Source organism: Natrinema salifodinae (assembly GCF_900110455.1).
GTDB lineage: Archaea > Halobacteriota > Halobacteria > Halobacteriales > Natrialbaceae > Natrinema > Natrinema salifodinae.
Window position 1 is genome coordinate 915,060 of the sequence record NZ_FOIS01000002.1, and the last position, 13,873, is coordinate 928,932.

Annotated in this window: 14 protein-coding genes; 7 read left to right on the plus strand and 7 right to left on the minus strand. The window is 63.4% G+C overall.

Translation table 11 applies throughout. The annotated features are described in order from the left end of the window. The first annotated feature begins 6 nt into the window (after positions 1–6). Positions 7–537 (plus strand): DUF192 domain-containing protein, encoded by a 531-nt coding sequence (locus BMY29_RS09920; RefSeq protein ID WP_049990108.1) that lies wholly within the window; start codon positions 7–9, stop codon positions 535–537. A gap of 154 nt (positions 538–691) precedes the next feature. Further along, positions 692–2,686, plus strand: a complete 1,995-nt coding sequence (locus BMY29_RS09925; protein ID WP_049990107.1) for an ABC transporter ATP-binding protein — start codon at positions 692–694, stop codon at positions 2,684–2,686. Positions 2,687–2,752: 66 nt separating this feature from the next. Here BMY29_RS09925 and BMY29_RS09930 read toward each other — a convergent pair whose 3' ends face one another. Continuing rightward, complete coding sequence (locus BMY29_RS09930; RefSeq protein WP_049990106.1) at positions 2,753–3,097, minus strand: DUF5789 family protein; 345 nt, start codon at positions 3,095–3,097, stop codon at positions 2,753–2,755. Positions 3,098–3,280: 183 nt separating this feature from the next. Between BMY29_RS09930 and BMY29_RS09935 the strand changes: the two genes are divergently transcribed. Continuing rightward, on the plus strand, positions 3,281–4,018 hold the full coding sequence (locus tag BMY29_RS09935; protein WP_049990105.1) for a creatininase family protein: 738 nt from the start codon (positions 3,281–3,283) through the stop codon (positions 4,016–4,018). A 113-nt stretch (positions 4,019–4,131) separates the two neighbouring features. Here the strand turns inward: BMY29_RS09935 and BMY29_RS09940 are convergent, their stop codons facing one another. The 3 genes from BMY29_RS09940 to BMY29_RS09950 form a co-directional block, all read right to left on the minus strand. Next, positions 4,132–4,632, minus strand: a complete 501-nt coding sequence (locus tag BMY29_RS09940; protein ID WP_049990104.1) for a DUF5790 family protein — start codon at positions 4,630–4,632, stop codon at positions 4,132–4,134. A gap of 132 nt (positions 4,633–4,764) precedes the next feature. After that, the gene (locus tag BMY29_RS09945; RefSeq protein ID WP_049990103.1) at positions 4,765–5,388 is read right to left on the minus strand and encodes a GNAT family N-acetyltransferase; all 624 of its coding nucleotides are present in this window, start codon (positions 5,386–5,388) and stop codon (positions 4,765–4,767) included. A 103-nt stretch (positions 5,389–5,491) separates the two neighbouring features. Beyond that, positions 5,492–5,881 carry a dihydroneopterin aldolase family protein gene (locus BMY29_RS09950; protein ID WP_049990102.1) on the minus strand — a complete coding sequence of 130 codons (390 nt, stop codon included), beginning with the start codon at positions 5,879–5,881 and terminating at the stop codon, positions 5,492–5,494. A 190-nt stretch (positions 5,882–6,071) separates the two neighbouring features. Between BMY29_RS09950 and azf the strand changes: the two genes are divergently transcribed. Both azf and BMY29_RS09965 read left to right on the plus strand, forming a co-directional pair. Next, positions 6,072–6,842 (plus strand): NAD-dependent glucose-6-phosphate dehydrogenase Azf, encoded by a 771-nt coding sequence (azf, locus tag BMY29_RS09955; RefSeq protein ID WP_049990101.1) that lies wholly within the window; start codon positions 6,072–6,074, stop codon positions 6,840–6,842. 1,282 nt (positions 6,843–8,124) lie between these two features. After that, positions 8,125–9,096, plus strand: coding sequence for an aldo/keto reductase (locus BMY29_RS09965; protein WP_049990099.1), 972 nt, complete (start codon positions 8,125–8,127; stop codon positions 9,094–9,096). Positions 9,097–9,141: 45 nt separating this feature from the next. On the opposite strand, the gene BMY29_RS09970 is transcribed toward BMY29_RS09965, so the two are convergent. The 3 genes from BMY29_RS09970 to BMY29_RS09980 form a co-directional block, all read right to left on the minus strand. Beyond that, positions 9,142–9,756, minus strand: coding sequence for a DUF309 domain-containing protein (locus BMY29_RS09970; RefSeq protein ID WP_049990098.1), 615 nt, complete (start codon positions 9,754–9,756; stop codon positions 9,142–9,144). 392 nt (positions 9,757–10,148) lie between these two features. Further along, complete coding sequence (locus tag BMY29_RS09975) at positions 10,149–11,246, minus strand: aminopeptidase (protein ID WP_049990097.1); 1,098 nt, start codon at positions 11,244–11,246, stop codon at positions 10,149–10,151. 86 nt (positions 11,247–11,332) lie between these two features. After that, positions 11,333–12,058 carry a queuosine precursor transporter gene (locus tag BMY29_RS09980; RefSeq protein ID WP_049990096.1) on the minus strand — a complete coding sequence of 242 codons (726 nt, stop codon included), beginning with the start codon at positions 12,056–12,058 and terminating at the stop codon, positions 11,333–11,335. 452 nt (positions 12,059–12,510) lie between these two features. Here BMY29_RS09980 and BMY29_RS09985 point away from each other — a divergent pair, with 452 nt between their 5' ends. Then, the gene (locus BMY29_RS09985; RefSeq protein ID WP_049990095.1) at positions 12,511–12,705 is read left to right on the plus strand and encodes a cold-shock protein; all 195 of its coding nucleotides are present in this window, start codon (positions 12,511–12,513) and stop codon (positions 12,703–12,705) included. A 357-nt stretch (positions 12,706–13,062) separates the two neighbouring features. Further along, a complete protein-coding gene (locus tag BMY29_RS09990) occupies positions 13,063–13,338 on the plus strand; it encodes a helix-turn-helix transcriptional regulator (RefSeq protein ID WP_049990094.1) in 276 nt (91 codons plus the stop codon). Positions 13,339–13,873 lie beyond the last annotated feature (535 nt).

Sequence of the window (13,873 nt, forward strand, 5' to 3'; positions counted from 1 at the left end):
AGCGTGATGGCATTCGAGCGCGTCTGGAAGGGACTTCTCGCTATTGCCCTCCTCTCAATTGTCGGCGTCGCCCTCGTACAGGCCGGCATCGTCTCGACACCGTGGGGTGCCGACGAGGGCCACGTTCGAGTCTTCGGCGACGAATCCGACGGCGACGCGGCCGCCGAGGCCGACGACCGCGAACCGAAGGCCGTCGTCGACGTCGAGGTCGCGGACACCAGGCGGGAACGCTACGTCGGACTGAGCAATCACGACTCCCTCGAATCGGGCAACGGGATGTTGTTCGTCCACGACGACGAGGACGAGCGGACCTACGTGATGCGGGACATGGACTTCGACATCGATATCATCTTCATCGACGCGGATCGCGAGATCACGACGATCCACCACGCCCGCGCGCCCGAAGCGGGCGAGGACGGCGAGGACCTCCGGTACTCCGGCCAGGCGAAGTGGGTGCTCGAGGTCCCCCGCGGCGACGCGAACGAGACGGATATCGCGGTCGGCGACGAGGTCGAGATTGATCTCGAGTCGAACTAGACGAGCACCACGGCGGCCGGTCCGGGGCCGGCGCGCTCGAACGGCACGCGCCGACGACAGAGCGCACGACGAGGTCGATCCGACCGCGTCCGCCCCGGGACCTGTTTCGATTCGTAGGTAACCCTTATTGCCGGCGGTCCCGGAGGCCCGTGCAATGAGTGGCGTCGACTGGGAGGACGACGATCCGTTCGAGGAACAGCGGGAAGAGATCGAGAACCCGATGAAGCGACTGTTCCTCGCGTACGGTCGCCGCTACAAACTCCCCGCGGTCGTCGGTATCTTCGCGAGCGTCTTCGCCCGCGTCCTCGATCTGCTGCCGCCGGTGATGCTTGCGGTCGCGCTCGACGCGGTGTTCCGCGACGAGACGGGCTACGCCGAGGCGCTGCCCTTCGGCTCGGGCCTGGTCGCGCCGTACGTCCCCGCGACACAACTCGGGCAGTTCTACCTGACCGTCGGGGTTATCGCCGGCGCGTTCTTCTTCGGGGCGGCGTTTCACTGGCTTCGAAACTGGGGCTTTAACGCCTTCGCCCAGAACATCCAGCACGACGTCCGGACCGACACGTACGACAAGATGCAGCGGTTGAACATGGACTTCTTCGCGGACAAGCAGACCGGGGAGATGATGTCGATCCTCTCGAACGACGTCAATCGCCTCGAGCGGTTCCTCAACGACGGGATGAACTCCCTGTTCCGGCTGCTCGTGATGGTCGTCGGAATCGGCGTCATCCTCTTCGCCTACAACTGGCAGCTCGCGCTGGTCGCCCTGCTCCCGGTGCCGTTGATCGCCGGGTTCACCTACCTGTTCGTCAAGATCATCCAGCCCAAATACGCGACGGTCCGGTCGACCGTCGGCAAGGTCAACTCTCGGCTCGAGAACAACCTCGGGGGGATCCAGGTCATCAAGACGAGCACCACCGAGGACTACGAGTCCGAGCGCGTCGAGGACGTCTCGCAGGATTACTTCGACGCCAACTGGGACGCCATCGAAACGCGCATCAAGTTCTTCCCGGGGCTGCGCGTCCTCGCCGGGATCGGCTTCGTCGTCACGTTCCTCGTCGGCGGCCTGTGGGTTTTTCAGGGGCCGCCCGGCCCGTTCACGGGGACCCTGAGCGCCGGCGAATTCGTCGTGTTCATCCTCTACACCCAACGCTTCATCTGGCCGATGGCCCAGTTCGGGCAGATCATCAATATGTACCAGCGCGCCCGCGCTTCCTCGGCGCGGATGTTCGGCCTGATGGACGAACCGAGTCAGGTCGCGGAAACGACCGACGCGGCCGAGCTCGAGGTGACCGAGGGCCGCGTCGCATACGACGATGTCACGTTCGGCTACGACCCCGACGAAACGATCGTCGAGGACGTCGACTTCACCGTCGACGGCGGCGACACGTTGGCTCTCGTCGGCCCGACGGGTGCGGGCAAGTCGACCGTCCTCAAACTTCTCTTGCGGATGTACGACGTTCGAAGGAGCGAAGCTTCGAGCAACTCAGAATCGCAAAGCAATTCCGATGACGTCGACAAGGGGGCGATCAGGATCGACGGCCAGGACATCCGCGAGGTCACCCTCGAAAGCCTCCGCGAGTCGATCGGCTACGTCAGTCAGGACACGTTCCTCTTCTACGGCACCGTCGAGGAGAACATCAAGTACGGCGCGTTCGACGCCGACCGCGAGGCCGTGATCGAGGCCGCGAAGATGGCCGAGGCCCACGACTTCATCGAGAACCTGCCCGACGGCTACGACACCGAGGTCGGCGAACGGGGCGTCAAGCTCTCCGGCGGCCAGCGCCAGCGCATCTCCATCGCCCGCGCGATCCTCAAGGATCCCGACATCCTCGTGTTAGACGAGGCCACCAGCGACGTCGACACCGAGACGGAGATGCTCATCCAGCGCTCGATCGACGAACTCGCCGAAGACCGCACCACGTTCGCCATCGCCCACCGGCTCTCGACGATCAAAGACGCCGACCGGATTCTCGTCCTCGAAGGCGGTCAGATCGTCGAACGCGGCTCCCACGAGGAACTGCTCGAAAACGACGGGCTCTACTCGCACCTCTGGGGCGTTCAGGCCGGCGAAATCGACGAACTTCCGCAGGAATTCATCGAACGCGCCCAGCGTCGCCAGGCGCGGACGGAAGTCGGGGACGACGACTGACTCGCGGAAGGGAAAACGAGGACTGCAGCGCGATAGCGCGACGGCTCCGTCGGCGAATCGGGCGGCTCAGAACGATTCCTGTCCTTCCTGTCCTTCCTGATCTGGTGCGCCCTCGTCCTGTCGTTGCTCGCCGGACGCGGGCGGCGTTCGGTCGCTGTAGTTCTTCCGCCCGATCGCTTCGTCCCCGACCATGTTCATGATCGCCTGCTCTACCTCGCCGTAGTCGCGGTACTGGTCCTCTCCCAGCGGACCGATGAGTTCCTCGAGGGTTGTCGTCTCGCCGCTCATTTCGATCTCCTCGTCGCCGTACTTCTCGAGGAGTTCGTCGTGGCCGATCGGGAAGTCCTCGGACTGGATGTCTTCCTGGAGGTCGCCGAGTTCGACGCCGAGTTCGCGGTTGTCTTCGGGCATACATGGTGATTCGTCAGGGATCAAAAACGAGTTCCCCCTGCGTACGCCACGGGACGGACGCTACGGGGCGGCGTCCGATTGTCGGCCCTCTTCGGGCCGGGCCGACCGTTCCGGGCCTGGTCCCGTCTCGGTCGCGGCGAATCCACCGGGGGTTTCATACCCGCTCGCTCGGAGTACTCGCGCATGGACCTCTCGGACGCGACGTGGACGGACGTACGGAACCTCGAGACCGACCTGGCGGTCGTCCCCGTCGGCAGCACGGAACAGCACGGCCCCCACGCGCCCCTCGGAACGGACGTCCTGACCGCCGAGGCGGTCGCCGACGCCGGAATCGAGCGCGTCGACCGCGAAGTCGTCCGGGCACCGGCGATTCCGGTCGGCATCGCCGAGGAACACCGCCAGTTCCCCGGCACGATGTGGGTCTCCGAGGACACCTTTCGGGACTACGTCGGCGAGGCCGTCGCGAGCCTCGCCCATCACGGGTTCGACCGCGTCGTCCTCGTCAACGGCCACGGCGGGAACGTCGACGCCCTCCGCGAGGTCGGCGGCCGGCTCACCCGGAACGGCGACGCCTACGTCGTTCCGTTCACCTGGTTCGAGGGCGTCGGCGAACACACCGCCGACATGGGCCACGGCGGCCCCCTCGAGACCGGTCTCCTCCGGCACTGCGAGCCGGACCTCGTCCGCGAGGATCGGATCGACGAGGCCCTCGCCGGCGCGGCCGACGGCTGGGGCGACTGGACGAGCTACGTCAACCTGGCCTACGACGCGGCGGAATTCACCGAAAACGGCGTCGTCGGCGATCCCGAGGAGGGCGACGCTCGGCGGGGCGAAGAACTGCTTTCGTTAGCGGCCGACGGCCTGGCGCGGCTGCTCGAGACGGTCGCCGAACGAGACGTCTCGCGGCCCGAACGACGGTAACGGGGGCGAAAGCGGGACGAGAACGGACATGGGACGGGGCGAGACGCGGCTCTCGATTCGGGGCGTGAGAAATCTGACGCGGTCGATTTCGGGCACCGGCACCGAGCAGCCCGTTATTCCTCGTCTTCCGCGTCGTCAGCGTCATCCGCGTCGTCCGCATCTGCATCGTCATCCGCATCCGCCTCTTGGGCGTCGTCCGCGTCATCGCCGTCGGCTTCCTCGACGCCGGCGGATTCGAGCGTGCCCCGCAGCGCCGGAATCGTCGACGTGAGTTCGCCGACCTGATCGCCCGCCTCGGAGATGTCCGCGATGGCCGCCTCGAGATCGGCGATCTCCTCCTCGAGGTCGTCGGCGTCCTCGAAGGCGTCGGCCCGCTGACCCATGGTAAACCACTTCTTCGCGTCGCGGAGGTGGTCCTCCGCGTCGCCGGCGTCCAGCGCGGAGTTGAGGCCGTTGAGCACGCCCAGAACGTTGTCAGCGTCGGTCTCCCAGACGTCGTCGGCGTCGGGCAGCGCCGACCAGGCGTTTTCGAGCGAGGATTCGACGTCCTCGCGCATCTCGTTGGCCGCCTCTCCGAACAGTTCCTCGTCGTCGCCGAGCGTGGCTTGGCTCATGTCACCACCTTCACGGGGACCAAGGTTAAAAGATAGCCCGAAAGTGAAAGTGAAATCAGCCGGGAGCACGTCGATATCGGTCGAATGGGAGCGAGATTTCGAAAGGAAGGTCGTCGGAGAATTGGGCGGGCGTTACGTCCCCTCGAGCGATCGCTGATACTGGGCCCGCGTGACGGTATAGCGGTGGTGATCGGCGATCACATCACCGACCGGTCGCCAGTTTCGCAGGACACCGTCGTACTGTCCCCCGACGTCATCGACGACCCGTTCGATCGCACGCTTCGAGCGCTCGTTCCCCTCGGCGTGGTTGAGCGCCACGACGTCGAGATCCAGCCGATCGAACGCCAGGCCGATCAGCGCCGTCGCGCACTCGCCGGCGTAGCCGTTCCCCCAGTACGGCTTGCCGAGGACGAACCCGAGCCGCGCCGTTCGGCGGTCCCACTCGGGAAACAGGCCGGTGTATCCCGCGAGGGCCGCGGCCTCGTCGACGTCTTCGGGGTCGTCGCTAACGGCGCCGGGGGCGATATATACGGCGTACTGCGCGGCGTCGCCGGCGTCCCACGCAGCGTCTGCCTCCCGCAATCGCTCGCGGGCGTCGTACACCGAGGCGTAGGGCTCTTGGGGAACGTACTCGAACACGTCCGAGACGTCCTCGCGGCTCGCTGCGAACAGCTCGTAGAGCTCGAGCACGTCGACGTTCGCCTCGGACAGCCGCGCGAGAACGAGCGCGTTCGTCTCGATGGTCTCGGGGAACATACCGATCGCTACGCACGTGACAGGTAAATAATCGGACGGCGACGGGGCGCTCGCGATCGGATCCTCGACTGCGGGTAGCGATCGCCCGTTCTCCGCGTCCCTGCTATTCCTGTTGCGCTCGGCCGCGAACCGATTCGACGCGCATCAGCGGATAGCCGTCCTGCATATCCATTCGGGTGACGACCTCGCAACCCTCGTAGTCGACGACGATCTCGACCTCGAGGAAGCGGCCGGTCAGTTCGGTGTAATCGGCCGCCGACTCGGCGAGTTCGGCCTCGAGTTCGTCGGTCAGCACGTCGACGGTCACGTCCCTGCAGTGGGGCTGGTTCTCGATCGACTCCTCTATCGCCGCCGCCAGGCTCCCCGCGCTCTCGGGGGAGACCGGCGTGCCGGCGAACTGGTGGTAGAGCGTGCCGAACTTGATCCCGGCCTCGAAGCAGGCAGCCTCGGCGTCGGTCGGGCCAGCCGTCGGATCGTCGGAAGCGGAAGCCATACGCGGGTCCTCGCGCGCGGGCGGGAAGGAGATTGCGATGCGGTAGCGGCGTCGCGTTCGGGACGACGGTGACGCGGACCGAGCGAAGGTGAAAACGAGGACGAGGGCGAGCGAGGGGCGCGTGCCACTCCCGACCGCGCTGTCGCAGAACCGCACGTTACTTATCGACGCTGCCCCTCACACCGAACGAATGGCACAGTCAGTCCTGCTCACCGGGGCTGCGGGGCGAGTCGGGGACGCCATCCTCGGCGGCCTCGCGGACGACCACGAGTGGCGGTTGCTGGACCGCGATCCGCCGACCGAGGACTATCCGGACGAGTTTATCGTCGCGGACATCACCGACGACGAGGCCGTCCGCGATGCGATGGAGGGTATCGACGTCGTGATCCACCTCGCGGGCGATCCCCGTCCGGAAGCGCCGTGGAAGAGCGTCCTGAACAACAACATCGACGGCACCCAGACCGTCTTCGAGGCCGCCGTCGACACGGGCGTCGAGAAGGTCGTCTTCGCCTCGTCGAACCACGCCGTCGGGAGCTACGAAACCGACGAGCGCACGCCCGACATGTACCGGTCCGACGACGACTACCTCCTCGACGGCACCGAACTCCCCCGTCCGAGCAACCTCTACGGCGTCTCCAAGGCCGCCGGCGAGACGATCGGTCGCTACTACCACGACGAGTACGACCTCTCGGTCGTCTGCGTCCGCATCGGCAACCTCACGAAGGGCCACCCGCCGATCGACTACGAGCGCGGCCAGGCGATGTGGCTCTCCTACCGTGACTGTGCGCACCTGTTCGATCGCTGTATTCGAGCCGACTATGACTACGAGATCGTCTACGGCATCTCCGATAACGACCGCAAGTACTACTCGCTCGAGCGCGCCCGCGAGGTGCTCGACTACGACCCGCGGGACAACTCCGCCCACTACGACGGCGAGGACCAGGTCGTTCCGGAGCGCTAAGCCTGGCGAAGAAACGCAGGCTGGCCCGATTTCCTGACCGGTTTCGCAGTCGTACGCGACATGTCGGAAGGTCGCCGCCACCGATCGATTCAGTCATACATTCGGCGTCCGATCGGCAGGCCCGTTATTCCCGCGTGTGCTTACTGCACGCACCGTAGCTCGTCTTAACACGTCGAAAAAGCGTTCGGAAAACGTATCGTCTGATCTTCATTCCGGGTCTTATCGAATCAGCCGGTAAGGACATACGCTACCCGCGTACCGGAGAAGAACGTCGTATTCTACAGCGACGTTTTCCCGTCTACTCGCAAAGAAAATAGTACCGAAGTGTTAGTCAAGTAGCGATTCAAGCGATCGTCCCCGCAGTCCCAGCGGTGCCAGGATTAGAAGCGGTGCAAGGCCACCATGATTCACTTTCTGGCCGTGTTTCTGCGGACAGTTCTTGTTGCTATCGCGCGGCTGTTCGTTCTGACACGGCTTGTCGTTTCCTTGGAATTTCGGCGGGTCTGCAGCTACCTGGCTTACACCACGCTCGCCATGATCATCCCGGTGATTACTAAGACGAGGAGGATTCGAAGTACTTTTTTCATGTGTACGTAGTTCTCTGCGTGTTCGTGAACGATTCTCGGTAGCAGTCGCTCTGCATCCGTGGCTGATTTACACCTAGCTTGGATTTCGCTCCCTGCTCCGGGAGCAAGCGTACGCACTTGCAAGAGGGAGAAAAAGGCGAACAACTGTTTCTCCTAATCCAGTTATTATAAGTACCGTGTGCCGATTGGCAATCCACTATGCACCGAACGGAGATACTCGGCATTACTCTGTTATTGCTCCAGGCCGTATCACGAACATACAGTAATATCTATTTTTAGATTGATATTTAGTATTATGCGTTTGCGTTTTCGTATAGTATTGATAGTGTAATTGATAATAACCATACAGATCCAGGGTTGTGAGTAAAATGAATTTCTTTCTAGCAGGTAGCAAAGAAATAGATGGCCGATCTAGCAACACCGTGACCTGTACTTGCCGCTGGATCCTTCGAACCGAAAGTTCGAGAATTCATCCACGACGTCCGAAAACAGGGGCTTAGCGGACTCGATCGAGGTTGGCCTGCGAAGTGCTCGGCTACGACCCGCGGGGTAACCCCGCCCACTACAACGGCGCGGACCGGGGGCGAACCCGACGCCTGATCGCAGCGAACCGCCCTCCGGTCTCACACCGTCGAGAGCCGGCAACCGACTCTGAGAGCCCCGTTCTTTTGTCGTCCGCCCAACGATCGGGTGGTATGGAATACACCACGCTCGGATCGACGGGAATGAAAGTCAGCCGGATCGGGCTCGGCTGTATGAGCTTCGGCTCCGGCCGGGAGTGGATGCTCGATCGCGAAGAGAGCGAAACGCTCATCGAACGCGCGATCGACCTCGGGATCAACTTCTTCGACACCGCGAACGTCTACTCGCTGGGCGAGTCCGAAGAGATCCTCGGCGACGTCCTCGCGGAGTACGACCGCGACGCCCAGGTGGTCGCGACGAAGGTTTTCGCCGAGATGGATCCCGACAACCCGAACGCAAGCGGGCTCTCGCGAAAAGCCATCGAGCAGGAACTCGACGCCAGTCTCGATCGGCTCGGAATGGACACCATCGACCTCTACCAGACCCACCGCTGGGACTACGAGACGCCGATCGAAGAGACCCTTCGGGCGCTCGACGACGCCGTCCGCCGCGGCCAGGCGCGCTACGTCGGCACCTCCTCGATGTGGGCCCACCAGTTCGCCGAGGCCCTCCACACCAGCGATCGGCTCGGTCTCGAGCGGTTCGCGACGATGCAGAACCACTACAACGTCCTCTATCGCGAGGAGGAACGCGAGATGCTCCCCCTCTGTCAGAAGGAAGACGTCGGCGTCATCCCGTGGTCACCGCTGGCCCGCGGCGTGGCCGCCCGCCCGCACGAGGAACAGGACTCGACGACCCGCGGCGAGACCGATCAGTACCTTGAGCAGATGTCCTACCTCCAGGGCGGCGGCAAGGAGATCAACGAGCGCATTCAGGAACTCGCCGTCGAGAAGGGCGTCTCGATGGCCCAACTCTCGCTCGCCTGGTTGCTCCACAAGGAGTGGGTCGACGCGCCGATCATCGGGACGACCAACGTCGACCACCTCGAGGACGCCGTCGAAGCCCTCGAGATCGACCTCTCGACCTCCGAGATGGAATATCTCGAAGAACCCTACGAACCGCTGCCGGTGACGGGCCACGAGTGAGCGGCCCGCCGCGTGAGTGATCGGTCGGAGAGCAGTGATCGACCCTTAGAATAAGCCGTCGACGTCCTCCTCGCGGGCCCGTCGCCGTCCCACGTGATCGGTAAGTCGCTGATAGATGATGCCGCGATGCTCGTCCTCGCGGACGAAATCGAAGAGGAGAGTGATGAACTGACTGTCGTCCTCGCCGGCCGCGAGATCCCGTTCGGCATACGTGCGGGCCCGGTCGACCGGCTCCGGATCGTAGCCGAACGCCTCGGCGAGGACGACCGCCGCGATCGCCGTCGGCTCGACCGCCAGATCTGCCAGGCCGGGCGCAGTACCCTCGTGTTCGATCGGGACCGGCCGCCGGCGCTCGACGAGTTCGGGATCGCTCGCCAGGCGCGCGAGCTCCGCCCGGATCGGATCGAGCCGGAGGTCGCGGTAGTCGGTCGGGAGCGCCGCGAGGTACTCGCCGCCGCTCTCGGCGAGCCCGACGGCGCCGTCCCAGTTGTGCTCGCGGGCGTGGAAGACCGCGGCGCTGTACTGGATGAGTCCGTGGAGCAGTCGCTCGTCGTCACTCCCGGACTCGAGGTCGAGCCAGGAGTCTTCCCAGGCGTCGTGGGCGGCGTGGAAGTGGCCGTCGTTGAAGATGGCCGCGCCCGTCCGGAGTTGATCGCGCATGTGCACGGTTAGGACTCGAGACTCGAGAGCGTGACGGACCCGAGAACGCGGGACCGCAAACCGGCGAAAACGGTGACCGCCGGATACTCCGCCGGGCGGCGGCGACAGGGACCGGACCGGGGAGAACGGTCCCGCGTCGCCGGACGACCGACGGCACACCACCGCCTCCGGCAGGGCGGGCAGACGACTGCGAACGGAGCGATGTCGATTCCGGGACGCGACGTCCCGACCGGTTACTGTGAGGTACTGCGCTGACGGGGCACTGGCAGTACGCCGCCACCGGTGCGGCGGTACTCGACGCGAGAACCCGCACCCGGATTAGTATGGCTCGGTTTCCGTCGGGAGGGCCGTTCTCGCCGATCCGTAATCGATCCCTAGTGCGTCGAGAATGTCTAGCCGTCGAACCAGTCTTCGAATCGGAACGTCCCGTTTCGTTGGACGACGTCCCCGTCGATCTCGAGCCGCGAACCCTCGCTCACGTCCGTGATCAGGTCCACGTGGACCGCCGAGTCGGTGCCCGACTCGCCATCGGGGAGACAGGCGTCGTAAGCCCGCCCGAGCGCCAGGTGGACGGTGTCGCCCATCTTCTCGTCGAAGAGAATATTGTCCGTGTAGCGGTCGATCCCGCGATTCATCCCGATCCCGAGTTCGCCCAGGCGCCTGGCGCCCTCGTCGGTCTCGAGGATTTCACCGATGACGTCGCCGCCCTGGTCGGCGTCGTAGTCCACGACCTCGCCGTCGGCGAACTCGAGGCGAACATTCCGGACGGACTCGCCCCGGATCGTCATCGGCACGTCGAACGTCACCTCGCCCTCGGTCGCGGAGGGCGCGGTGAAGACCTCGCCGCTGGGCAGGTTGTGCGAATCGTACGCGACCGACGCGGCGCTGTTGACCGCCGTCCGGTCGTCGATCCGCATGGTGAGGTCGGTGTTCTCGGAGACGAGTCGCACCTCGTCGCCGTCGTCGAGCAGCTCTTTCAACTGGGCCATCTCGTCGGCCAGCGACTCCCAGTCCCGCAGGATGGCGTCGTAGGCGAAATCCCGGTACTCTTCGAAGGCCATGTTCGCCTGCTGGGCGAGCGACCGCGTCGGGTGGACCGTCGACACCCAGCGGGTGGCCAGGCGTTCCTCGCGGATCTCGCTGGTGGCAGTATCGTACGCTCGACGCTGTTCACCGGGGATGTCGGCCGTCGCGCTCGTGTTTCGGCCGCCGCCGAGCGAGAGGTAGACGTCGGCGTTCTCGACCAGCGCGAGTTCGTGGGCCGGGTTCTCGTCGAAGTCACCGTCGTGGGCGCGGAGGTAGGCTCGCGTGAGCTCGCCCGAGCTATAGGTTGCGAGCAGGTTCGCACCCCGCTCTCCGAGTTTCTCGGCGACGGCGACCGCCAACTCGTGGGCGTCAGGTCCGACCGAGACAACGACGTCGTCGCCCGCCTCGACGCGAGCGCTCCAGTCAACCAGTACCTCGGCGTGTTCGCGTACGCGTTCGTCCATACCCGTTCGTCTCGAGCAGGCCACTAAACGCTCTCCGTTCGAAATGAGTCTCTCGGATGTGCTTCCGGGAGGCGTGAGACCAAAAATCAGGCAGTGTGGGTGTCTTCGGCAGCCAATCCTTCCCGCGTGCGTACGAGCGAGACGATCGCGTAGACGACCGGCGTATCGAAGAGCGCGATCGCGAGTTTCAGGAGATACTGGCCGACCATCAGCGCGAGCGCGCCCTGAAATGGGAGGGGATCCATGCCGACATCGAGCACGGCCGGCGCGAGCACGAATCCGACGGCGACGAAGACGACGGTGTCGATCGCCTGGCTGCTCGCCGTGGAGCCGATATTCCGGAGCCAGAGCTTTTCCGACCCGGTATAGTCGCGGATACGGTGAAAGACGATCACGTCCCAGTTCTGGCTGACGACGTACGCGAGGAGACTCCCAAGGACGATGTTCGTCGACGAGCCAAGCACCGTCGCGAACTGGCTTGCACTGCCAGGATCGGCTGCCGGGGCGGCAATCGTCGACCAGACGAGCGCGAGAACGACGAAATTCAGGACGAACCCGACGTTGACGACGATCTGGGCCGCCCGACGTCCGTACAGTTCGGTGTAGCAATCGCTCGCGAGGAACGTGAGCGCGTACGCGAGCGCCGCACCGGGCAACGCGAGTTGTGCGCCCGCGACCGGGAGCGCAAACGGAAGTTCGAACGCGAGTACCTTCGACGCCGTCAACTGTGCGGTCACGAGCGCCGTGACGAAGAGGCCGATCAGCGCGACCTGCGCGATCGTCGGCGCGCCGCTGGTCCGTGAGTGGCTCATACCGCTGCGTTCCCAGCGGATCCACCTAAACGGTACTATTCGGGGATGACTCAGCGGAGATTGCAGTCCGCTCCGAGTGCACCCGGACGACCCACACCGTCGCGAGCGAGTCAGCCGACGCGCCGAACCGGGATGGCCAGGCGATAATGAGTTACGACCGATTCTGGACGAACGGTCGGTTGCATTCGGGTCAGATCCGACGGACCCCGCTGACTCGCAGCCGATCCCGAACTCAGACTGAAGGAAATACGGCCATAAAACCGTTGTAGACGCCGTCTTGAGGGAGTAGTAGTCGGCTTTTCGGTCGGTTTTTCGGTTACCGAGAAATCGAGAGTCTTAGTCTCATCACGGCCCGACCGCTGATCGTCGGATTCGACCGCCGATTATTTTCCTTTCGACATATGAGGCGTAACACAACTGTTATACGCATCGCGGGCCTCTCTCGAATTGCAATGGCGAAAGGCAACGTTGATTTCTTCAACGACACAGGCGGTTACGGTTTCATTTCGACGGACGATGCGGACGACGACGTATTCTTCCACATGGAAGACGTTGGCGGCCCGGACCTCGAAGAAGGACAGGAGATCGAATTCGACATCGAACAGGCCCCCAAGGGCCCCCGCGCCACCAACGTTACCCGCCTGTAAGACGGCCTCTCACGTTCGGTACCGGGTTTCGTAGTTCGACTATCACATTCTTCAATACGTTATTCGACCGAGCAGTCGCTGCGGCTGTAACGGTGCCTAAAACTGCAACTGCAACCCAGTGACTCTAAACGGTCGAGTCACCCTCTCAAAAGCCCAGTACGATCAGTAGCCGTAGCGAGGGTTCTCCTACCTGCGTTGAACCTAAATACTTGAGCTTTCCGTGTAACTGATCGTTACCAGCCGAAATCGAACCCATCAGCATCAGCAATACGATTAGTTCCACAGAACGGAGCAGAAACGGTCGATACGAAATCGATAACAAATAGCGGGGTTCCCGTTCGTCAACCTGAGTGCACAATGGACGATCTGACAGGCTTTCAGCGAGACCTCCTGTACGTAATCGCGGGGGCCGATCAACCCTCGGGGCAGGACGTGAAAGACGAGGTCGAGACGTACTACAACAGCGAGATCAATCACGGGCGATTGTATCCGAACCTCGATACACTCGTCAATAAGAACCTTGTCGAAAAGGGTCAGCTCGATCGGCGCACCAATTACTACGAGATCAGCGACACGGGTCGCCAGGCAATCGAGGACCGACGGGAGTGGGAACGACAGTACATCGACGAGTAACTGCCAGCCTCTGTTCTGGGAACTCACTCACCACTGAGACGTGAGCCATGCGTGTTCCCGCCGGAATGGACTCATCGACCCTGCTCATCGCGACACCGTCGCCAGGCCCATCGCGCCGATACTCCCCCAGCCCGACCCGAGAATACCGCATCCCGCCTGGCAGACAGTCCGAGCTGGCTCCCGCTCGCTTCGGTTCACTCTAGCACAGGTTCGAAATACACGTTAAATCGAACTGCCTTCGTTTCGATCGGCCTGTACAGCACCGACTCCGATCACTAGGTTGGGTGTTCGTTGTTGTATTCCCGGTTGAAATAATCGGCCCGGACACGTTAGCTACTCAAACGAGGCATCTCGTCCCGTTGGGCTGTCACGTAGTTTGGTTTCGCCTGGTTTCAAAAGCGTCCCAATATCGTGATACGAAACCGTCACAATCAGATTGATGTTTCCATTTCGCTCAGAATCCGGTCTCTCGTTAGCGGATACGCAAAAAACCCCTCACGGCCATCGGAGCGGTGGCTGGCGAGGGGGAATGGAT

Coding starts and splice junctions, on each gene's coding strand:
- BMY29_RS09920 (WP_049990108.1), top strand. CDS start 7: ATGGCATTCGAGCGCGTCTGGAAGGGACTTCTCGCTATTGCCCTCCTC.
- BMY29_RS09925 (WP_049990107.1), top strand. CDS start 692: ATGAGTGGCGTCGACTGGGAGGACGACGATCCGTTCGAGGAACAGCGG.
- BMY29_RS09930 (WP_049990106.1), bottom strand. CDS start 3,097: ATGCCCGAAGACAACCGCGAACTCGGCGTCGAACTCGGCGACCTCCAG.
- BMY29_RS09935 (WP_049990105.1), top strand. CDS start 3,281: ATGGACCTCTCGGACGCGACGTGGACGGACGTACGGAACCTCGAGACC.
- BMY29_RS09940 (WP_049990104.1), bottom strand. CDS start 4,632: ATGAGCCAAGCCACGCTCGGCGACGACGAGGAACTGTTCGGAGAGGCG.
- BMY29_RS09945 (WP_049990103.1), bottom strand. CDS start 5,388: ATGTTCCCCGAGACCATCGAGACGAACGCGCTCGTTCTCGCGCGGCTG.
- BMY29_RS09950 (WP_049990102.1), bottom strand. CDS start 5,881: ATGGCTTCCGCTTCCGACGATCCGACGGCTGGCCCGACCGACGCCGAG.
- azf (WP_049990101.1), top strand. CDS start 6,072: ATGGCACAGTCAGTCCTGCTCACCGGGGCTGCGGGGCGAGTCGGGGAC.
- BMY29_RS09965 (WP_049990099.1), top strand. CDS start 8,125: ATGGAATACACCACGCTCGGATCGACGGGAATGAAAGTCAGCCGGATC.
- BMY29_RS09970 (WP_049990098.1), bottom strand. CDS start 9,756: ATGCGCGATCAACTCCGGACGGGCGCGGCCATCTTCAACGACGGCCAC.
- BMY29_RS09975 (WP_049990097.1), bottom strand. CDS start 11,246: ATGGACGAACGCGTACGCGAACACGCCGAGGTACTGGTTGACTGGAGC.
- BMY29_RS09980 (WP_049990096.1), bottom strand. CDS start 12,058: ATGAGCCACTCACGGACCAGCGGCGCGCCGACGATCGCGCAGGTCGCG.
- BMY29_RS09985 (WP_049990095.1), top strand. CDS start 12,511: ATGGCGAAAGGCAACGTTGATTTCTTCAACGACACAGGCGGTTACGGT.
- BMY29_RS09990 (WP_049990094.1), top strand. CDS start 13,063: ATGGACGATCTGACAGGCTTTCAGCGAGACCTCCTGTACGTAATCGCG.